Genomic DNA, 20,716 nt, shown 5'->3' on the forward strand with positions numbered 1-20,716 from the left:
GCTCCTGCGATGATCGCCGGATGCCCGCGAGGTGCGGAGGGGTTGACAGGATCTGGGCCGCCCCGAGAATCGGATGCCTCAGCTTTCGTGCCCGGTGGGCGGTTGCACCTCCTCTTCCGGCTCGAGCAAAAGGAAGAGGCCCGCGTACGGCTCGAGGCTCACGGAGAAACTGTTGAGGTCGTCCACCCGCCCGATCTCGTCCCCGGTGTTCACGTCGAGCACGGCACGGCGCGGGGTCAGCACGTCGGAGCGCACGGTCCCCTCGATGGCCTCACCGCTGAAGTTCAGCACGGTCACCTGCTCCCTGGCATCCGACCGAGCCGGATCGCCGTCGTCGAGCCGGTGAACCATCACGAGCATTCCCGGATGCGCGACATCCGGGATGTCGATCTGGCTTGCCACGTCGATTCCGTAGTCGGCGCGAAGCCGAAGGATGCGCTTCAACCGTGAGGCGAACGAGTTCGGTTCACCCAGCTGCTTCGCCAGAGAGCCGAACAGAGACCGGCCACGAGGCATGCCGGATGCCGACCGCGTCGCGTCGGGATCGGCATCCGTGAGATCGTGCGCCCCGCGGTGAATCCATCGGGTGTCTCCGCTGGCGATGAGGTCGTGCACCGCCTCCGGCGGCAGCGGCAGCACCCCGAGCAGGTCCCACGCCGAGAGTGCGAAGACCCCGGGCTGCCACGCATTGAACATGGCGAGAAGCAGCTGCGCACGGCGGATGCCCTCGATATCGTCTTCGCCGATGTCATCCAGCGTGCGGAATCCCTGCACCGCGGCGATGACGGATGCCGTCGTGCAGGCGATGCCGTTGGTGGTGAACACGAGATTGTACGGGGCCGCCGGACCGGTGAGCCTCTCCAGCAGATCGGTGCGGATCGTGTCGGCCAGCTCAGCGCCGGTGAGCTCCGCCCCGCGGAACTCATACACGTCGGCGGGATGCCGTGCCGCCCAGTGCACGAGCTCGTACGTGAGCTCGTCGTGGTTCTGCATGGCGTGCACGAGGCCGGCGGGGTCGACGCCCGCGGCGAGCGCCGTGCGCAGCGTGAGCCGCAGGAACTCGGTGTCACCGGTCGCGAACGCGTGGTGGTACGCGGGACGGTTGACGAAGTCGTACGAAAGATCGGCGCCGACTCGTCCGGTGTCACGGATGTCTTCGATGCCGAGGTTCAGCTCCTGGAAGGTGAACCCTCCGACCTTGCGCACCATGCTCGCGATCAGATGGTTCGCCGCCTCCGAGAGCGGATGCCCCTCCGACCAGCCCGGCTGCCCCTCGACGCTCTTCTCGACGCCCAGAAACCCGTTGGCATCCAGTCGCAGCCCGCTGGAGCCGAGGTCGCCGAGCGAGTGCAGCGCGTCGCCGATGACGAGGCGCATGCCGGAGAACGTCGGGTCGAGCCAGTTGATCGACGGCTGGCCCTGCTTGAAGTAGTGCAGGTACACCCAGCGCCTGGTGCGGCCGTCGACGCCCACGGTGGGCGCGGTGGCACTCCAGTTCGTCTCCTTGACGCCCGGCGAATAGAAGATGACGCGCTGCAACTGGCCGATGATGTACCCGCTGTCGGCAAGTCGCGCCTCGGTCTCGGGATCGAGGTTCACGGCGTCGCGCCCCTCGGGAACGTCCGGCAGAAGCGACCAGTCCTCCTCCGGGATCTCGACCATGTGGTAGATGCCCGGGTAGTCCTTGTACGCCATCTCAGCCAGCCGGAAGTCCGCGCCCTTGCCCGTGTGTCCGGGAACGATGTCGTCGATCACGCTGCCGCCGTGCCGGTCCGCCACATCGGACAGCTGCCGGAACTCGTCTTCGTGACCGAAGATGGGGTCGATCTGCGTGCTGATCCGGTCGAAGTGCCCGTCGATGCTCGCTGTCTGCACCCAGCCGGTGATACCTCCCGCCTGCTTGACGGGGCCGGTGTGCACGGCGTTGATGCCGATCGACTCGAACGCCCGCCACAGCTCCTCGCCGGCCAGAGCACCGAGGTACGACTGCCCGGGGCGGGTGATCAGCGAGATCGGATACGCCGTGAACCAGACCGAGGCGGAACGGATGGCGCGCCTGGCGTCTGGTCTCGCATAGGGATTGCGCCACATGCTGGGCTGCCCCGACAAGCCGCGCGAGAGGATGTCCGCGTCACCCAGCATCGACTGCCGCTTCAGCCATTCCACGTAGGACGGGTTCGACGCATCGGCCGACCGTGGATCCGAGAACGACCTGCGAATGTTGCTCGCGCGTAGCTGCGCGCGCGGGCGCAGCCTGTGCGGCCTGGCCGGGTAGCGCTCCTCGTCGTAGCTGATCTCCGCCGACTCGCTCGCGGCATCCGCGTGGCGTGCCACATCGTCGGGCACCGTCATTCCGGCCTCCTCGCTCCCGTTTCGTCCGCTCGCACATCCAGCACGACGAGCGAGTGCCCGTCGAGGCGTATACCGCCGGGTGTCCCACCATGCGTACCGTACGAGAGCAGCACAGAGGCGCCATCGGCTCCCGGCACGATCGCGGCATCCGTCGAGAAGTTGACGGCGACCACGGTGCCGCACCTGCGCAGCACCAGCCATCCGGCATCCGCGTCCACCTCGACGTGGATCGTGGCGAAACGCGGGTCGGTCAGTTCCGCCCGGGCCCGTCGAAGGCGGACGAGTTCGCGGTAGAACGCGAGAAGCCGGGCATGCCTGCCGCCGGTCGCCTCCGCCCAGTCGAGCTTTGACCGTTCGAAGGTCTCGGGATCCTGCGGGTCGGGAACGGATGCCTCGTCCCAGCCCATCCGGGCGAACTCGGCCTTGCGCCCGTCTGCGGTCGCCTTCGCGAGTTCCGGTTCTGGGTGGGAGGTGAAGAACTGCCAGGGCGTGGATGCCGCCCACTCCTCGCCCATGAACAGCATCGGCGTGAAGGGCCCGAGCAGCGTGAGCGCCGCCGCGATGGCCAGCTGACCGTCGTCGAGCGTCGCGGTCAGGCGGTCGCCCGCCGCCCGATTTCCGATCTGGTCGTGGTCCTGGCTGAACACGACGAGTCGCGCGGTAGGCATGGTGAGGGTGTCGATGGGCCGGCCGTGGTGCCGCTCCCGGAACGACGAGTAGGTGCCGTCATGGAAGAACCCGCGCGTCAGCGCCTTCGCCAACGCGTTCAGGGACTCGAAGTCGGCGTAGTAGCCCGTGGTCTCCCCGGTCAGCGCGACGTGAAGCGCGTGGTGGAAGTCGTCGCTCCACTGGGCGTCGAGGCCGTAGCCATGCGCTTCACGGGAGGCGATCAGTCGCGGGTCGTTCAGGTCGGACTCCGCGATGAGCACGAACGGGCGGCCCACCTGCGACGACAGCCGGTCGACCTCGATGGCGAGCTCTTCCAGGATGTTCGTCGCCCTGGTGTCCACCAACGCGTGCACGGCATCCAGTCGCAGGCCGTCGACGTGGTAGTCGCGTAGCCACATCAGCGCGTTGTCGACGATGTAGTTGCGCACCTCGTCGGAGTCGGGGCCGTCGAGGTTCAGCGAGCTGCCCCAGGTGTTCGCCTTGTCGTCGCGCAGGTACGGCCCGAACTTCGGCAGATAGTTGCCGCTCGGCCCGAGGTGGTTGTAGACGACGTCCTGGATGACGCCGATGCCCGCCCGGTGACACGCATCGACGAACCGCTGGTACGCGGGCGGGCCCCCGTAGGGCTCGTGCACCGCGTACCAGAGCACCCCGTCGTATCCCCAGTTGTACGTGCCGTTGAACGCGCCCACGGGCAGCAACTCCACGAAATCGACGCCGAGCTCCCGCAGGTGGTCGAGCCTGTCGGCGGCGGCATCCAGGGTGCCCTCGGGCGTGAACGTGCCGAGGTGCAACTCGTAGATCACGGAGCCGGCCAGCGGACGGCCGCGCCAGTCGGTGTCTCTCCAATCGAAGGCGGAGGTGTCGAACGTCTGGGAGAGTGCGTGCACTCCGGATGGCTGCCTGCGCGACCGCGGATCGGGGTACGGCCCCTCGCCGTCGACCACGAACCCGTAGTCCTGAGGCCTCTGTTCCGCGAGGTCGCCCGCGGGAGTCCACCATCCGTCGCGTCGTGGGTCGCGCTCGAGCGGATGCCGCTGATCGCCGAGCATGAGATCGACGGTGGTCGCGTGCGGAGCCCACACGTCGAAGGTCATGACGCCTCCTGTCCATCGGGCGCCGTCAGCAGCGCAACGGGATACGTGTCGAGCAGTTCGGCCAGGCGGATGCCTCCGCCTCCGAACCCGCGCCCCGTCAGCACGTCGACCAGCTCGCGACCGGCGGGCTCGATCGTGGTGTCGTACCAGCCGCCTGCTGCCTCCAGGCCATACGGCAGCCGGGTGGCGACGGCGACCGCTCCGCCCCTGTCGAACGCGACGACGTGGTCGCGCATGCGGCCGAAGGCCTCGACGGGCACGTACCGGACGAACCGCTCCGGATGCGCTTGGCGAAGCCGCAATGCGCGAGACACAACGAGCAGCTTCGCCGCGCCCTCTTCGTCGACGGGAGGCAGCCATCCGTCGTCCAGGCGCCGCAGCAGCTCGGAGCGGGGAGCGAAGTCGACCGGCCGGCGGTTGTCCGGATCCACGAGGGACAGCTCCCAGAGTTCGCTGCCCTGGTACACGTCGGGAATCCCGGGGGCCGCGAGCTGAAGCAGCTTCGCGCTGAGACCGTTCGAGAAGCCCGCGGGGGCGACCGCAGCAACGGTCTCCTCGATCACCGCGGCCACCTCGGGAGCGTCGAAGGCCTTGTCGATGGCCGCGTGCATCCGGTCTTCGAATGCCGGGTTCGGCGAGATCCAGTTCGTCGAGTCGCCCGCCTCGCGTGCCGCTTTCTGCGCGTACGCCTGCAGCCGCTGCCTCGACGCGGGCCAGGCCCCGACCACCGCTTGCCAGATCAGGTTCTCGAGGGCGGGGTCGCCGAAGCCGGCCTCCCTCCGCAGCCGGGCGAGCGCGTCGGACCAGAGCTCCGGGCGCTCGGCCAGTGCGGTGATCCGCGCCCGCACATCCTCGCCGCGTTTGGTGTCGTGAGTGGTCAGCGTCGTGAGCGAGTGCGGAAGCGCGGCCTGCCTTCTCGCCTGCCGCTGGTGGAAGGTGGCGACGTCGATGGCGAACTCGCTCGGGTCGGCGCCGACCTCGTTCAGCGAGGTCAGCGTGGTGAAGCGATAGAACGCGGAGTCCTCTACCCCCTTCGCCATCACCATGCCGGAGGTCTGCTGAAAGCGGATGGCCGCTGGATTCCCCGGGTCGGCGAGCACATCCGCGACCCGGTCGATGGTGCCGGCGAGGTCCGGACGCCTCGCAGCCGCCTCCGTTGCCGCAGCACGCAGGTGGCTCTCGCCGAGGGGCAGATAGGAACGGTAGACGGGCATGGCGGCGAGCAGCTCGATGAGCACGCTCGCGAGAGTTCCGGGCTCGGCGATGCCCCGCAGCTCTCGGACGAGGCGGTTGACCTCGGAGCGCAGGATGCCGTCGGCGACGGCTCGCTTGCTGGCGTAGACCATCTCGTGCCAACGGTCGGCGTGCGGGTTTCCATACGCCACCTGCGGAGGCTGCGTGGCCGGTGGTGGCGGTTCCGCTGCCGCTTCCAGACCTGCCTGCCCGCAAGCATCCACCAGCACGCGGTCGAAGTCCTTCAGCGCGTCGTAGCCCGTGGTGCCCTCGGCGGCCCAGTTGCCGGGCAGCTGCTCATCGCCCTCGAGGATCTTCTCCACCCACACCGGCACGCCCCCGGTCAGCGCGGCGAGATCGTCGAGGTAGCCGCGGGGGTCGGCGAGTCCGTCGGGATGATCCACGCGCAGCCCGTCGGCCAGGCCGTCCCGGAACCATCGCGCGATCTCCGCGTGCGACTCGGAGAAGACCTCGGGATCTTCGACCCGGATCGCCGCGAGGGAGCTGACGGCGAAGAAGCGCCGGTAGTTCAGCTCGTCGTCGGCCCGCCGCCAGTTGATCAGCTCGTAGTTCTGCCGCTCGTGCACTTCGCGAGCCGAATCGCCCGGCTCCGCGGTACCCTCGGCGATCGGGTACCGGTTGTCGTAATACAGCAGGGTGTCACCGTCGATGCGCAGCCGATCGAGCTCGTTCTCGCCGTCGCCGAGCACGGGGATGCGAATTTTGCCGCCCGCCGCATCCCAGTCCACGTCGAACGCGGCCGCGAAACGCGGCCGGCCGCCGCGCCGCAGCAGATCCCACCACCACGCGTTGAGCGGAGGCGTCGCCACCCCCATGTGGTTCGGCACGATGTCGACGAGGATGCCCATGCCGGCTTCGCGCGCGGCGCGCGACATGCGCGTGAACGCCTCGGCTCCGCCGCGGTCCGGGTCGATGAGCGAGTGGTCGATCACGTCGTAACCGTGCATCGAGCCGGGCTCGGCGCGCAGCAGCGGCGAGAGATACACCCATCCGACGCCGAGACGAGCCAGGTATCCGCACAGTTCGGCGGCATCGTCGAGTGTGAAGTCCGGAGTGATCTGCAGCCGGTACGTCGAGCTGGGCAGCTGTCGGCTCATGCGCTCACCGTCGAGCGCAGGAGTGCGAAGGTGCGGCCGCCCATGATCAACGAGCCGTCGAGGTCGCCCTCTTCGTGCTCCGGATCGCTCGAGATGACCAGGCGCCATCGCTTGCCCCGGGCATCCGGCAGCGTGAACTCGACGCCGTTGTCGGCGGAGTTCAGAAGCAGGGCGAACGTGTCGGCGCCTTCGTGAGCGAGCACGAACGTGACCGAGCGCACATCCGGGTTCTCCCAGTCCTCCGGCTCGAACGTCTCGCCGTCTGAGCGGCGCATCACCACGGTGTCTTGCGCTTCGGTGCCAGGCGCCTGCCGGAACCATGCCGGCCGGAGTGCGGGGTTGTCGCGGCGCAGCCGCAGCAGTTCCGCGGTGAAGGCGAACATGTCGTCGTCGGCGTGCGCCCAGTCGAACCACGACATCTCGTTGTCTTGGCAGTAGGCGTTGTTGTTGCCGTTCTGCGTTCGGCCCAGCTCGTCGCCGCCGAGCAGCATCGGAACGCCGGCAGACAGCAGCAGCGTCGCCAGGAAGTTCTTCTGCTGCCTGCGGCGCCGGGCGAGCACCTCCGGGTCATCCGTCGGCCCCTCCACCCCGCAGTTCATCGACCTGTTGTCGTCTTCACCGTCGTTGTTGTCTTCGCCGTTCGCCTCGTTGTGCTTGTGGTCGTACGAGGTGAGGTCGACGAGCGTGAACCCGTCGTGCGCGGTGACGAGGTTCACGCTCGACAGCGGTGAGCGGCGGGATGCCTCGTACACGTCAGGGCTGCCCAGCACCCGCTGCGAGAGCGTGCCGAGCACGTCGTCGCCACTGTTCCAGAAGCTGCGGACGTCATCCCGGAACCGGCCGTTCCACTCCGACCACCTGGCGGGGAAACCGCCGAGCTGGTAGCCGTGGGTGTCCCAGGGTTCGGCGATCATCTTCACGCTCGCCAGAACCGGGTCCTGCTCGACAAGCGTGAGGAACGCGCTGTGCAGCTCCGCGGATCCGTCTTGCCTCGTCAGCGTCGTCGCGAGGTCGAAGCGGAAGCCGTCGACGTGCATCTCGGTCACCCAGTAGCGCAGGGAGTCCATGATGAGCCGCAACGCCGCCGGATGCCCGACGTTCAGGCTGTTCCCGGTGCCCGTTGTGTCGAAGTACGAAGCCTCGTCGCCCTCCACCAGCCGGTAATAGGCGGCGTTGTCGATGCCCTTGAACGACAGGGTGGGCCCGAGGTGATTCCCCTCGGCCGTGTGGTTGTAGACGACGTCGAGGATCACCTCGAGGCCGGCCGCGTGCAGCGCCTTGACCATCCACTTGAACTCGTCGACCTGCGCCCCGCCGTCGCCTCCGGAGGAATACCCACCGTGCGGAGCGAGGTACCCGATCGAGTTGTAGCCCCAGTAGTTGCTGAGCCCCTTCTCGAGAAGGTGGCTGTCTTGCACGTACTGGTGCACAGGCAGCAACTCGACAGCGGTCACGCCGAGCTTCGTCAGATGCTCGATCGCGGCAGGATGCCCGAGCCCCGCATACGTGCCGCGCAGCTCCTCCGGCACCTCGGGATGCAGCTTCGTGAATCCCTTCACGTGCGTCTCGTAGATCACCGTCTCCGACAGGGGTGTGCTAGGCGACACGTCATCGGACCAGTCGAAGCGCGGATCGATGACGACGCACCGCGGAACGGAGGACGCGTCGTCCGTCTCATCCGGCAGCGACGGGTCGTCGAGCTTGTGCCCGAACACGCTCGGACCCCAGTCGTAGTGCCCCTCTATGGCGTTCGCGTATGGGTCGAGCAGCAGCTTGCTCGGATTGTGACGAAGTCCGCGAGCGGGATCCCACTCGCCGTGCACGCGCAGGCCGTAGCGGGTTCCGGCCTCCATGCCCTCGATCACGCCGTGGAAGACGTGGCCGGTATGGCCGTGCAGGGCGAAGCGCGTCTCCTCAGCGCCGTCGAAGACGCACACCTCGACGAGCGTCGCCGTTTCGGAGTACACAGCGACATTGGCGCCTCCCGGAACAAGGGAGACGCCGAGCGGATAGGGGCGGGAGCGAGCGGGCGGCACTCGCCCATTCTGCGGCGACACGGCACGGCGGGTCTATGGGTTGTTTCGCTCCCACGCAACCCCTAAGGCCCTTTGAGCCTCGCCGCGACGCGCCGGGCTATGGTCAGGATCATGGGGGCGGATGTCGAACTCGGCGAGGCGGTCTCCGACTGGATCATCCGGCAGCGCTGGTTCGGCGGCAAGGGCGCGGTGCCCCGCCTGCGCCTGCTCGCGTCTCTGGAATGGTCGGCGAACGACGAGCGGCGCATCGTCACGCACCTCGTGCTGGACGAGGATGAGCAACGCGGCGCCCTCTACCAGGTCCCCATTGTCTACCGCGCTGCGGCACACGGCTCTCCCGCCCCGGCCTACATCGGCGAGCTGATCTCATCCGACGGTCGAATCGTCTATGCGTACGACGCGACGCACGATCCCGCGTTCACCGAGATGCTCCTGCAACTGGTCGCAGACGAGACCCGGGTCGGCGACGAACGCGTTTCCGCGTACGGCGCGAGAGTGCGCAGGGCCGACGACGAGAACGACCGCCGACCGGCCGAGCTGCGCCTGCTGGGTTCCCGGGTGCTGAGCGGCGAGCAGTCGAACACATCGATCGTCTTCACGGTCGACGACGGCGCCGGGCAACGGCAGCTCATCTGCAAGATCTTCCGGTCGATTCACCACGGCGAGAATCCGGATGTCGTCCTGCAATCGGCGCTGTTCGCCGCCGGTTCTCAGTCCGTTCCCCCGGTCTTCGGCAGCGTGATGGGCGAATGGCCCGACGCCGGACGCGCGTCCGGCCGTGCGCGCGGGCATCTGGCTTTCGCTCAGGAGTTCCTCGCCGGCGCCGGCGACGCCTGGCAGCTCGCTCTGGCTGCAGCGGAGGCGGGAGAAGACTTCACCTCGAACGCCCGCGGGATGGGATCGGCGGTCGCCGAGGTGCACTCGGTGCTCGCATCGGCGCTCCCCACCAAGGAAGCCGGCCACGACGATATCGCCGCGATCGTCGGGGCCTGGCAGGAAAGGCTCGATTCCGCGGTGCGCGAGTTGCCCGAGCTGGCCACTCTGCGTGATGCGATCGAGAGTCGGTACGCGAGAGCGCGCAGCGCATTGTGGCCGCGGCTGCAGCGCATCCATGGCGACCTGCACCTCGGCCAGATCCTCGCCACGCCGGGGGGCCGGTGGGCGATCATCGATTTCGAGGGTGAGCCGATGCGGCCGCTCTCCACGCGTTCGCTGCCCGACGTGCCCCTGCGCGACGTCGCGGGCATGCTGCGGAGCTTCGACTATGTCGCCGGCTCACGCGAGACCACGGACGGGGTTCGCGATTGGGCTAAGCGCTGCCGAGACGCCTTCCTCGAGGGATACAGCGAACGCTCCGGGCGCGAACCACGGCGCGACGGCGTGCTGCTCGACGCGTTCGAGCTCGACAAGGCGCTCTACGAGGCGGTCTACGAGGCGCGCAACCGCCCGTCGTGGCTGCCGATCCCGATCGCCGCCGTCCGGCGACTGGCCGCTCAGCCGGCTTCGGGCTGAGACGCGAATCGCCTCACCGTGGAATCGACCCGAACGGCTCGAACGGCGGACTCGGCCGGTCGCGCGAAAGTCAGCGGTTCCTCTCCTGCGCCTGGGGTTCTACTCGGATGATCGCCGCATGGTCGGGCTGGAATCCGTGCGCGATGCCCCAGAGCACGGCCTGGGTGCGGCTTTCGACGCCGATCCGCCGGTAGCAGCTACGGATGTAGGTCTTGATCGAGTTGATCGACAGGTGCGCGCGGTCGGCGATCTCCACGTTCGTGAGCCCCTGCGCGATCAACGCCAGCACCTCTGCCTCTCGCTGTGTCAGACCCTCTTGGCGTCCGGGCCAGTCCCCTGCCGAATGCAGGCTTCGCCCCGGCGCGTCGTAAACCTGCTCCACACCTTGGTTGATTTCTTCGAGAGCGGCGACCAGTGCCCCTGCGGGCAGGCTCTTGGAGATGTAGCCCTGCGCCCCGTTCGCCAGCGCGGCGGTGACGAGCGCGGGGTCCATGTTCCAGGAGTAGACGACGGCCTTCCCGACCATCGGATTGGCGGCCAGGTCACGGAGTTTCTCCCGGTCGCCCTGCGGCGCCGCGAAGGTGTCGTAAAGGGCGATGTCGACCGGTGAGTTGACTCGGTGCTCCATGTCGAGCTCCACAACGCGCACGCGCGACTCGTAGGCGCCGAGCATCGAGGCGAGTCCTCGGACCACGACCTCGTAGTCGTTGACGATCGCGAGCGTGACAGGCATGCATCCAGCGTAATGATCACAAGTCCACCCCTAGGGGTGGTTTTTGCATCCCCTGCGATCCGTAGCGTGAATCGTGGCGTCCAGACCCGCGCCGAAGAGGAAACCATGATCGACGATGTCCCCGGCGACCCGAAGCGCCCCTTGAGAGACCTTTCGATCCGAGAACTCATTCTCGAACTCGCCGCTGTCGAAGAGCTGGCAGCCAGACATGCCGTCACCGCCGACGGTACGTACGCAGCGAGGTTCATCACGCAGAGAGAGCAACAGATCGTCGTCGAACTCCGCAACCGGGCTGCGTGTCTTCCTTCCTCCGAAGCACACGACGCGACGCCACACACCTGCGAGAAGGCCGGCGAGTGGGAGTCCTGATCTACGGGCCCCAGGAGGTCGAGTTCGACGATCGCCTCCTGACCCATCTCGAATTCGTCATCGTGAACAAGTTCCGGCGTCGGGAATCGTTCCTCATGTCCTGGCTCGAGAAGTCGCAGAACAGCACCAGCCGGGAGTCGATGTGGATGCATCCGAGCTCACCCGTCTACTTCAAGTACACCGGTTCCCGGGTGCCTTCGATGAACCGCGAGTGGATCGCTCTGATGCAGGCCGAGGCCAACGGACGACGAGGACTGATCGTGCGCAATGAAGACGGCACGCCGGCGTACACCGGCAAGGTGATGTAGCCCGTTCTGCGACTGGGCCGACACGAGCGCGCCCACCTGACCCAGTGCTCGACCCCTGTCATGTGCGCTCCTCAGCGATCAGACCGTGGCGTGATCCACATCGCGGCGGGTCAACGCCCGTGCGCTGCGAAGGAATGACGCGGCAACCCGCTTCGGGTCATCGAGGTAGCCGGCAACCATCGCTCCATCGCGAATGAGCATGAGGTCGTCCGCGACTCCGTCGGCATCCTCGAGCTCGAGCGGTTCGACGATCGCGCGGAATGTCTCCTTGCACCAGGCTCGGTGTTCGTCGACCGCTCTGCGCACGGAGCTCTCCGGGTCCGGGTACTCGGCTGCTGCATTGATGAAAGGGCATCCGCGAAAACCCTGCAGGCAGGCGAGCGTACCGAGCGCCTCGGAAATGAGCTGGAAGATGCGGTCGGGATCGCCCTTCCCGGCCGCGATCGCACCGCTGATGCCCTCGCGTTCCTGTTGCGCGCGAAGCTCGAGATGCGCCACGACCAGGTCGTCCTTGCTCTTGAACTGACGGTAGAAGGTGACTTTGGTCGTTCCAGCCCGCTCGATGACCTTGTCGACGCTCACGGCGCGGAGGCCCTCCGCGTAGAACAACTCGGTCGCGGCGTCGATGAGCAGGACCCTCATCGACGTCTTCACGCTCTCGATCATAAGTACTTCCTTTCGAGCCGCTTGCGTCACGGGCGCCACTGTGGCTACGGTGAACTCATGTAGAGTGACTAGTCATTCTACATTCCTCATCTATGAACGGAGCGGCATGACCACAACAACGCCAGAGGCGCCACCCACGTCGATCGCCTCGTCGCTGCGCACCCTGTACTTCGTCAGGTTCGGCTTCGCCATCGCCTGGGCGATCGTCATCGCCTTGACGGCAACTGCCATCACGCCACTGAGCGCCACGCTGGTCGTGGTCTATCCGGCGTTCGACGTCGCTGCCGCGATCATCGATCGGCGGGCATCCCGCGGCACGCGGTCGTCCGGTCTCCTGTACGTGAACATGACGCTCAGCACCCTCGCGGCCATCGGCCTGGCATTCGCAGCTGCATCCGGCCGGCCGGCGGTGCTCCTTGTCTGGGGACTATGGGCGATCGCGGCCGGAGCCGTGCAGCTCATCGTGGCAATCTCGCGACGCGCACTACGGGGCCAGTGGCCGATGATCCTGAGCGGCGGGATATCCGTCCTCGCCGGCACGGCGTTCGCCTTGCAGTCCGACGGAAGCTCCGCCTCGTTGCTGGGTCTCGCGGGCTACGCGACGCTGGGCGGTGTGTTCTTCCTGGTGTCGGCCATCCGCCTCCGCCGTTCCGCCAGGCTGAGCGACCGATGACCGCCTACCGATGCCACTAGACCCGCAGCAATCAGCTCGTCACGAGCAACCGACAATGAAGGAGCACCGCATGCCCACCAAGATCACCTTCATCATCGACAACCCATCCGACGCCGCAGCGTTCGAGGACGCCTACAACGAGATCGAGTCATCCGCCCGTCGGCTCCCGGGTCTGCGCCGACTGGAGGCCGCCAAGGTCTGGCGGAAGGAAGACGGTACACCCACCCCGGCACACCGCACCCTCGATCTCTACTTCGACAGTTACGACGACGCGTCCGCGGCCGTTGCCGCCCCGGTCGCCGGCGAGTTCTTCCAGCGCCTGGCCGGCACAGGCACCTCGTTCACCGGATTGTTCTCAGACATCCAGTCCTGAGCGAACCTGCGGCGGAGTGGCCGGAGCCGGTTCCCGTGAGGGAGCCGCTCCGGTCACCTTCCCTACGCGCCCGAGGAACCAGCGCTACTCGCCCCACGGGCCGTTCACGATCACATCGACGAAGTCCCTTGAACGAACCAGGGTGAGTGCTAGAGCACGTCCGCGTTCACGTGTCCGAACGCGCTCTCCGGGTCTTCCACGAGATCCCCGCACCGACCCCGTGCACGACGTCGTGTTCCGCGGGAGCGCGCGCACTGCTTGCCACGTACGTGTCAGCGTCTCGAACGGGTCGCTGTGGCCGCCTTCTGCATAAAGCCCGACACCGAACCTCGCGGTTGTCACGGGGGACTGCTGCACGGGTAGGTGACAGTTTCGGTTAGGCCCAGCGGGCCCAAGAATGAAGGCGTCGATCACGTCGAGGGGGCTGGCATCTGCCCCTCAATAACGTCTTCCTTGATCGGCGGCCGGACCTGGTGATACCTGTATTCGTCGCGGGACTCTGAGTAGAAAGCACTCCAGAGTTCCATCGCTTCAGCATCAGTAGCCACATTGGCACGGCTCGGCGGCCAATCACCCTCGGCTGCCGAGCCATAGAGCGGCAGCAGCCGATTCCAGACGGCTATGCGCGACCGCTTGTCGAGGTCGTCAATCCGGAGGTAGACGCGTGGGGTTTCAAGGCCGAGCAACTGCCGGAATCGGGACATCTCATTTCAGGCTCTCGCTGACAGGCGCCGCATTGGCCGACAACGAAACGATATGCGGCGCGTTGCGAACGTTTGCGTGCCGGAGGCCCGGGGTCTACATCAGAGGGGCTGCGTAGACCGGGCCTCGGCGTCTCTTGCTCTTCGGTGGGGCCGACTATGAGGGTCGACCCCATCGAAGGGTCACTGGTTAGCTGTCGCTTTCCGGGTTGCGGTGCCGGCGCTGGATCCAGGCTGCGGCTGCGGCGAGCAGGCCGAGCATCAAGAGTCCGAAACCGACGAGCCCTGCGCTCCAGGTGTCACTACCGGTCGAGGCCAATCCTGCCGGTGCAGCTGGCGCCACCTCGGTCACCTTCGCCGTGGACGGGTCGGAAGTTATCGGGTCACCACCGGGCGTGGTGCCGATGACGGTGGCCGTGTTGGAAAGGGTGCCACCATCGGCGAGGTCGGCGGCGACCACCGTGTAGGTGGCGGTGCAGTCGATCTCCTGGCCCGGGGCCAGCGTGCTGTTTTCGGAGGGGCAAGTCACGGCGGACAGCTTGCCGTGCCCGGTGAAGCTGCCTTCGTTCACCTTCGGGTCGGTGATGTCCACGTTCCCGGTGTTGGTCACCGCGAACGTGTAGGTGATCACCTGGCCAACCGTGGTGGCCTGTTGACTACTGGCGGTCTTCACCAACGACAGCGCCGGGTGCGGGTTGGTCGGCACCACCACAGGCGTGGAGGTCACCGGCGGCACCGGGTCGCCATGCGGCGGGTTCCCGGTCACGGTGGCAGCGTTGCTGATCGAACCGGCGTCGATGTCTGCCTGCACCACGGTATAGGTGGCGGTGCAGGTCTCGATCTGGCCCGGAGCCAGCGTGATCGGGCCGGTGGGGCACACGATCGCGGACAGGGTGCCGTGGCCGGTGAACCCGGTGTCGGTCACCTGCGGATCGGTGATCGTCACGTTCCCGGTGTTGGTCACCATGAAGGTGTAAGTGATCTTCTCACCCACCGCAGCCGCCTGAACGTCCGCGGTCTTCACGATCGACAGTCCCGGGGAGGCCGGAATGGTCACGGTGACCGGGTTCGACGGCACCGGAGTCAGCGGGGTACCGTCCGGCGGAGTACCGACCACGCCGGCCGTGTTCGTCAGCGTGCCCGCGTCCACGTCGGCCTGGGTCACCGTGTAGGTCGCGGTGCAGGTCTCCACCTGGCCGGCGACCAGGGTGGTGGTCGGGCAGGTGACCTGCGGGAACGCACCGGTGCCGGAGAAGTCGGTGTCCGTCACCCCGACGCCGGTCAAGGTGACGTTGCCGGTGTTGGTCACCACGAACGAGTACGTCACCGTCTGATCCGCCGCGGTCACGGTGGTCGGATTCGCGGACTTCACCACGGTGATGCCCGGGACCGCCGGAGTGGGGACAGTCACCGTCGACGGGGTGGAGGTGATCGGGGTGTCCGATCCGGCCGGAGTGCCTTCAGTGGTCGCCGTGTTGGTGACCGATCCAGCGTTCACATCGTCCGGCGTGAGCACGTACGTCGCACTACAGACCTCCTGCGCGTTCGGCACCAGTGTGGTGCTCGGGCAGTCCGGCGGGTTGGACATCGTTCCGGTACCGGTGAACGCACCCTCTACGACGTGGACGTCGTTCAGCGGAACGTTCCCGGTGTTCGTCACAGTGAAGTGGTAGGTGACCGTCTGCCCGGGCGTGAAGCTGCCCGCGTCGGAGGGGTCAGCCGACTTCACCACCGTGATGCCCGGCGCGGGAGCGGTGGTCGGCGTCGACGTCGTCGACGGGCCCGAAGTGATCGGGGTGTTGTCCGGCGTCGTACCGGAGGCGGTCGCCGAGTTCTTCACCGCACCGGCGGTGACATCATCAGTCGTGATCGTGTAGACCTTGTCCGCCGAGCAGGTCGTGGCGGCGCCGGGGGCGAGTGTGGTCTGAGCACAGGTGACCGATCCCACCTTCGGATCGCTGACCCCCACCCCGGTCAACGGAACGCTGCCGGTGTTCGTTACGTCGAATGTGTACTGGATGGTGTCGCCTGCGTCGGTAAGTCCGTCACCGTTCACGTCCACGGGAGTGCCGGCGTGCTTGACCACGGAGAGTCCGGCCGGCTCAGCCGTCGTCGTCGACGTGTTGTTGCCCGGTGTCGGGTCCTGCTCGTTCGAGGTGACGGTCGCGGAGTTGGCGACCGCTCCGGTCGCGCCGGAGGCGGGTACGTCGGCCGTGATCGTATAGGTCACCGAGTCGCCGGCGAGGGTTCGACCGCCAACACAACGCACGTCATTCCCGGTCACCGTGCAGGCGGCATCCGGCGAGGCGACGTTCGTCAGCGGCGCCGGCACCGTGTCATTCACCGTGAACCCGCTCGAGTTGCCCGGCCCGTTGTTCGTCACCGTCAGGTGGTAGGTCACCGTCGTCCCGGGTACCAATGCCTGCGGACCGGTCTTCACGATCGACAGGTCGGTCGGCTCACCCGGCGATGCGGCGCCATCGTTGTTGCCGCTCGACGGCCCCGGACTGGTGGCCACGACGCTGAAGGTCGGAGTCGCAGCTGCCGGATTCGTCACAGCCACCTGGGTAACCGTCCCGCTCGCGTTCTCGGAGAACCCGAGGTTGCCGTTGCCGAACGTCCACGCCGCCCCATATGTCCCTGCCGGAAGGGGGGCGGGGAAGGTTGATACCACCCCGGTCGAGGGGTCCACCCGCACGTAGTTCGTGGTCGTGCCCTGAGTGACTCCCCAGAAGTAGCCGTTCGCGTATGTCATGTCGGACACGCCGATCGGGGCTGACAGGGTGACCGTGCGTGAGACGGCACCGGTCGTCGGGTTCAAGCCCAGCATGACCGTGTTGACGGAGGTAGAGGCGGCGATGTAGTACAACCCGTCTGCGCCGAAGGCGCCGATATTCCAAGGCGGCGCCTGGTTGTACACGGATGAGCCGACCCTCGTGACGGCGCCGCCTTGCCCGATTCGAATCAAGGAGTTCGTGGGGATCGACGCATCACCCACGCTCACGATGCCGTACAAGTAGTTGTCCGCGGTGTTGTACGAGATCGCGTTATAGCTGACCGCGGACGGGCCACCCTCCGGCTGAAACGACACCGCGCCCGAGGAATCAGTCACCGCTTCGAACAACGCAGTCGGACCGCCTTGTGCCACGAACACCAGCGGGTCCGCTGCCGGAAACGGGTCACCCGCCGCGGCATGCGCGGGAGCCGCACCCACGGTCGTCATCGCCACGGTCGAGCCGAGAAGGGCCAACGCCCCTATCCCCGCGATCATGTGGAGTCGACGTGGTCGCAACCGCGGGAGCACACCCCATCCCGCCGTGGAACTGGACTGCTCGCCGCGCAACTGTCGCACCTGACCCCCCGAACCTCAGGTCGTCACCGGGGCCCCGAAGCCGCCAGTGCTGGAATACGGTCCGCAATACAGGGACCAGACAAGGATCTTGGTCTACTTGGGAAAGCGATTACAAACGTTTCACCCCAAAATTCACCCCAAAATTCACCCCAATTCCCCCTGTTCGGGGCCGCGCTGATTTAGCCACTTGTGGCGCTCCGTCTCAAAGTGGCTAGTGCGTCCGACACCACACTGTTGAGCTCGAGATCGTCGAGCACGGTGAGCAACTGTCGCTCTTCGTACCCGAATGGTTCCGTGCTGCCGTGCCACTCCGTGCAAGTCGCTCCAGTTCGTGCACACTGCGGCCGGTCCATCACGGCCAAGGTTCTACAGCAAGCGCCTCACCGCCCTGCCTGCGGTCTCGCTGTGCGGGCCATCAATGTCTCGTGCGCATCGGAATTCGGCGCTCCGAAAACTGACCGTTAACCAAACGATATGACAGCGCGTTGCAATGTTTGCATGCCGGAGGCCCGGTCTACGTCAGAGGCGCTGCGTAGACCGGGCCTCGGCGTCTCTTGCTCTTCGGTGTGGCCGACGATGAGCGTCGACGCCATCGAAGGGTCACTGGCGGGTTAGCTGTCGCTTTCCGGGTTGCGGTGCCGGCGCTGGATCCAGGCTGCGGCTGCGGCGAGCAGGCCGAGCATCAGGAGTCCGAAACCGACGAGCCCTGCGCTCCAGGTGTCACTACCGGTGGAGGCCAGTGCCGCCGCCGGCGTGACCGGGGCGACTTCCGCCACCTTGGCGGTCGACGGGTCCGAGGTCAGCAGATCGCCGCCAGGGAGGGTGCCGGTGACGGTCGCCGTGTTGGACAGAGTGCCCCCAGCGGCGAGGTCGGCCGCAACAACCGTGTAGGTGGCGGTGCAGCTGATGCTTTGACCGGGTGGGAGAACGCTGTCACCGGTGCAGGTCACCGCGGACAGGGTGCCGTGCCCGGTGAAGGTGCCCTCGTTCACCTTCGGGTTCTTCACGTCCACGTTGCCGGTGTTGGTCACCGCGAACGTGTAGGTGATCACCTGGCCCACGGTTGTGGCCTGCTGAGTGCTCGCGGTCTTCACCAACGACAGCGCGGGATGCGGGTTGGTGGTCACGACCACCGGCGGCGCATCCGCCGTCGGCGGGGTCACACCCTCCGGCGGAGTACCCGTCGCGGTGGCCGCGTTGGTGATCTGACCGGCGTCGACGTCCGCCTGCGTCACCGTATACGTGGCGGTGCAGGTGGTGTCCTCACCCGGCTGCAACACGACATTCGCGGGGCAGCTCAGTGCGGACAGGTTGGCCGGGTTGCCGGAGAAGTTCGTGTCCGCCACGGTCGGGTTCATGATCGTCACGTTGCCGGTGTTGGTCACCGTGAACGTGTAGGTGATGGTCTGCCCGACCTCGGCTGCCTGAACGTTCGCGGTCTTCACCACGGTCAGTGCCGGGGTGCGGTCGATCGTGACCGTCGCCGGCGGGGACGGCGGCGACACGATGGTGCCCCCACCCGGCGGGGTTCCGGTCACCGACGCACCGTTGGTGATCGTGCCCACGTTCACATCCGCCTGGGTCACCGTGTACGTGGCGGTGCAGGTCTCCACCTGACCGGCCACCAATGACGTCTCCGGGCAGCTGATCGGTGACAGGGTGCCGGTGCCGGAGAAGTTCGTGTCCTGCACCGCACCGTCCGGGACCGCCAGGGTGACGTTACCGGTGTTGGTCACCACAAACGAATACGTCACCGTCTGACCAGCCTTAGTCACGGCCGTCGGGTTCGCCGTCTTCACCACGGTGATACCCGGCGCCGGGGTCTCCGGAATCGTCACCGTCGAGGTGCCGGAAGGCACATCCGTGTCCGAACCCTGTCCAGTACCGTGCGCCCGGGCCGTGTTCGTGAGCGAGCCCGCGTTCACATCCGCGACCGTCAACGCGTAGGTCGCGGTGCACACCTCCTGAGCCCCGACCGCCAACGTCGTGGACGCGCAAGTGGCATCCGGCGCTCCGTTAGACCCGGTGAACGTGTCCTCCACCACGTGGACATTGTTCATCGGGACGTTGCCAGTGTTCGTCACCACGAAGCTGTAGGTGATCACCTGCCCCGGCTGATATGCGGCAGCATTCGACGGGTTTGCTGACTTCACCAGCGTCAGCGCCGGCGCGGCCGGCGTGACGGGCGTGGTCGTGGTCGACGGGTCTGATGTGACCGTGGTGCTCGAGCCAGGAGCGGTGCCGTGTGCTGTTGCGCTGTTGTTCACCGCCCCCGCCTTGGCGTCGTCCGCGCTGATCGGATAGGGAGCGTCCGCCGTGCAGAGCTCCGATGCGCCCACCGCGAGCGTGGTCTGTGGGCAGGTGACCGGTCCCGCCTTGGGGTCGGTGACACCGATGTTGCTCAACGGCAGTTGGCCGGTGTTCGTCACGGTAAACGTGTACTGGATGGTGTCACCTGCGTCGGTGATCCCGTCGCCGTTCACATCCACCGGGGTGCCCGCGTGCTTGACGATCCCGATCGTCGCTGGCAGCGCCGTGTTCGTCAGGGTGCAGGTGATGTCATCACCCGGCGCCGGCGTCAGCGTTGCACTGGTCCCGCCACCTGCGGGAAGCACCGTACTGCTTCCGGTGGTGGCGTTCGTGCACGCCCAGCTTTGCGTGTAGTTGCTCAGCAGAGTTGACGTGCCCGTCGTCGGCTGTTCCGCCAGCGTGAAGGGTCCCGCCGTCGACGGGAGCACCGTCGTCGCACCGGTCGTCGAGGTGTTGGCTGTGCCGGTCGTGGCGGTGGCGAGCGTCGTTCCGTCAGGCGAGGTGATCGACGTGTCGAAGGAGTCCGAAGGGCTAATCCGGCCGTTCACGGCCTTGTCCAGCGTCAGCTTCGAGGTGACGAATGCGAACGCGACGTCTTCAGCACCAGCCGGATCGAGCGTGCTGACGGTGATCTGAGACGGTTGGTCCGCTTGCAGAGCAAGCGCCCCGAGCGCACCGCTGGGTCCTCCGGGACCGCCGGTGCAGATCACACTCGTCGTTCCCACACCGGTCAACCCGCCCGTGCACGCCGGGTAGGTTGCGGAGGGAACGTCGATGCGCCGCAGCGCGACGTCGGAACTGTAGAGCATGGACTCCTGGCCGGCAGTGTTGACACCTGTTGCTTCAGCGTCCGCGGCGACGATTCCCCACCCGTGCACGACCGCGCCAGAGGAGTCCTTGACCACCAGGTTGCTCAGTTGGTACGTGGCCCCGACATCGGTTCCGATGTCATAGCCCAGAGCAGGACTTCCCGGCGTGCCCACGTACGCCAGATTGCCCATGTAGGCGCCGCTGTAGGTCGGGACCGTGGTCGCCCGTGTCGGAATCGAATTTACCCCGGCCGGGGTGGACGTTTTGATCGTGTACGAGAACGTGTACCCGCCGGGCAGCGTTGCGGACATCGCCTGACCACCTGCTGAGCGTGCGGCGCTATCGCTGTAGGACGACATGTCGAGCCAGCACAGCGTCGACGCGGAGGGACCGTTAGAGGCATA

At 66.9% G+C, this 20,716-nt stretch carries 14 protein-coding genes; 5 read left to right on the forward strand and 9 right to left on the reverse strand.

Going from position 1 to position 20,716, the window contains the following annotated elements; translation table 11 throughout:
* Positions 1-78 precede the first annotated feature (78 nt).
* From treS to glgX, 4 genes are read right to left on the reverse strand one after another with little or no spacing between them, the layout of a single operon-like run.
* Positions 79-2,352: a maltose alpha-D-glucosyltransferase gene (gene treS, locus ACYVI5_RS15515; RefSeq protein ID WP_460581008.1), complete on the reverse strand. Its 2,274-nt coding sequence runs from the start codon at positions 2,350-2,352 to the stop codon at positions 79-81.
* Complete coding sequence (gene treZ, locus ACYVI5_RS15520; RefSeq protein ID WP_460581009.1) at positions 2,349-4,118, reverse strand: malto-oligosyltrehalose trehalohydrolase; 1,770 nt, start codon at positions 4,116-4,118, stop codon at positions 2,349-2,351. Before treZ ends, treS begins: the two co-directional genes overlap by 4 nt.
* Positions 4,115-6,469, reverse strand: a complete 2,355-nt coding sequence (gene treY, locus ACYVI5_RS15525) for a malto-oligosyltrehalose synthase (RefSeq protein WP_460581010.1) — start codon at positions 6,467-6,469, stop codon at positions 4,115-4,117. Before treY ends, treZ begins: the two co-directional genes overlap by 4 nt.
* Complete coding sequence (glgX, locus tag ACYVI5_RS15530) at positions 6,466-8,505, reverse strand: glycogen debranching protein (protein ID WP_460581011.1); 2,040 nt, start codon at positions 8,503-8,505, stop codon at positions 6,466-6,468. The genes treY and glgX overlap by 4 nt, the downstream gene beginning before the upstream one ends.
* Positions 8,506-8,616: 111 nt before the next feature.
* Here glgX and ACYVI5_RS15535 point away from each other — a divergent pair, with 111 nt between their 5' ends.
* The gene (locus ACYVI5_RS15535; protein WP_460581012.1) at positions 8,617-10,017 is read left to right on the forward strand and encodes a maltokinase N-terminal cap-like domain-containing protein; all 1,401 of its coding nucleotides are present in this window, start codon (positions 8,617-8,619) and stop codon (positions 10,015-10,017) included.
* A gap of 70 nt (positions 10,018-10,087) precedes the next feature.
* Here the strand turns inward: ACYVI5_RS15535 and ACYVI5_RS15540 are convergent, their stop codons facing one another.
* Positions 10,088-10,750 carry a helix-turn-helix transcriptional regulator gene (locus ACYVI5_RS15540; protein WP_460581013.1) on the reverse strand — a complete coding sequence of 221 codons (663 nt, stop codon included), beginning with the start codon at positions 10,748-10,750 and terminating at the stop codon, positions 10,088-10,090.
* Positions 10,751-10,855: 105 nt separating this feature from the next.
* On the opposite strand from ACYVI5_RS15540, the gene ACYVI5_RS15545 reads away from it, so the two are divergent.
* Positions 10,856-11,119 (forward strand): hypothetical protein, encoded by a 264-nt coding sequence (locus ACYVI5_RS15545; protein WP_460581014.1) that lies wholly within the window; start codon positions 10,856-10,858, stop codon positions 11,117-11,119.
* Positions 11,107-11,427, forward strand: coding sequence for a DUF7882 family protein (locus ACYVI5_RS15550; RefSeq protein ID WP_460581015.1), 321 nt, complete (start codon positions 11,107-11,109; stop codon positions 11,425-11,427). Before ACYVI5_RS15545 ends, ACYVI5_RS15550 begins: the two co-directional genes overlap by 13 nt.
* A gap of 78 nt (positions 11,428-11,505) precedes the next feature.
* On the opposite strand, the gene ACYVI5_RS15555 is transcribed toward ACYVI5_RS15550, so the two are convergent.
* Positions 11,506-12,081 (reverse strand): TetR/AcrR family transcriptional regulator, encoded by a 576-nt coding sequence (locus tag ACYVI5_RS15555; protein WP_460581016.1) that lies wholly within the window; start codon positions 12,079-12,081, stop codon positions 11,506-11,508.
* Positions 12,082-12,199: 118 nt separating this feature from the next.
* On the opposite strand from ACYVI5_RS15555, the gene ACYVI5_RS15560 reads away from it, so the two are divergent.
* Entirely contained in the window at positions 12,200-12,766 is a 567-nt protein-coding gene (locus tag ACYVI5_RS15560; RefSeq protein ID WP_460581017.1) for a hypothetical protein, read from the forward strand.
* A gap of 70 nt (positions 12,767-12,836) precedes the next feature.
* Positions 12,837-13,139, forward strand: coding sequence for an EthD domain-containing protein (locus ACYVI5_RS15565; RefSeq protein ID WP_460581018.1), 303 nt, complete (start codon positions 12,837-12,839; stop codon positions 13,137-13,139).
* 410 nt (positions 13,140-13,549) lie between these two features.
* Here the strand turns inward: ACYVI5_RS15565 and ACYVI5_RS15570 are convergent, their stop codons facing one another.
* The 3 genes from ACYVI5_RS15570 to ACYVI5_RS15580 all read right to left on the reverse strand — a co-directional run bounded on the left by ACYVI5_RS15570 (position 13,550) and on the right by ACYVI5_RS15580 (position 20,623).
* Entirely contained in the window at positions 13,550-13,843 is a 294-nt protein-coding gene (locus ACYVI5_RS15570) for a hypothetical protein (RefSeq protein WP_460581019.1), read from the reverse strand.
* A gap of 187 nt (positions 13,844-14,030) precedes the next feature.
* Positions 14,031-17,090 (reverse strand): DUF7507 domain-containing protein, encoded by a 3,060-nt coding sequence (locus ACYVI5_RS15575; protein ID WP_460581020.1) that lies wholly within the window; start codon positions 17,088-17,090, stop codon positions 14,031-14,033.
* Between the two features lie 713 nt (positions 17,091-17,803).
* Positions 17,804-20,623: a DUF7507 domain-containing protein gene (locus ACYVI5_RS15580; protein ID WP_460581021.1), complete on the reverse strand. Its 2,820-nt coding sequence runs from the start codon at positions 20,621-20,623 to the stop codon at positions 17,804-17,806.
* Positions 20,624-20,716: the final 93 nt, after the last annotated feature.

The organism is Humibacter ginsengisoli, assembly GCF_054780095.1.

Excerpts from the sequence above, each read along its gene's own strand:
- treS (WP_460581008.1), bottom strand. The coding sequence starts at position 2,352 with ATGACGGTGCCCGACGATGTGGCACGCCACGCGGATGCCGCGAGCGAG.
- treZ (WP_460581009.1), bottom strand. The coding sequence starts at position 4,118 with ATGACCTTCGACGTGTGGGCTCCGCACGCGACCACCGTCGATCTCATG.
- treY (WP_460581010.1), bottom strand. The coding sequence starts at position 6,469 with ATGAGCCGACAGCTGCCCAGCTCGACGTACCGGCTGCAGATCACTCCG.
- ACYVI5_RS15535 (WP_460581012.1), top strand. The coding sequence starts at position 8,617 with ATGGGGGCGGATGTCGAACTCGGCGAGGCGGTCTCCGACTGGATCATC.
- ACYVI5_RS15540 (WP_460581013.1), bottom strand. The coding sequence starts at position 10,750 with ATGCCTGTCACGCTCGCGATCGTCAACGACTACGAGGTCGTGGTCCGA.
- ACYVI5_RS15545 (WP_460581014.1), top strand. The coding sequence starts at position 10,856 with ATGATCGACGATGTCCCCGGCGACCCGAAGCGCCCCTTGAGAGACCTT.
- ACYVI5_RS15560 (WP_460581017.1), top strand. The coding sequence starts at position 12,200 with ATGACCACAACAACGCCAGAGGCGCCACCCACGTCGATCGCCTCGTCG.
- ACYVI5_RS15565 (WP_460581018.1), top strand. The coding sequence starts at position 12,837 with ATGCCCACCAAGATCACCTTCATCATCGACAACCCATCCGACGCCGCA.
- ACYVI5_RS15570 (WP_460581019.1), bottom strand. The coding sequence starts at position 13,843 with ATGTCCCGATTCCGGCAGTTGCTCGGCCTTGAAACCCCACGCGTCTAC.
- ACYVI5_RS15580 (WP_460581021.1), bottom strand. The coding sequence starts at position 20,623 with ATGTCCGCAACGCTGCCCGGCGGGTACACGTTCTCGTACACGATCAAA.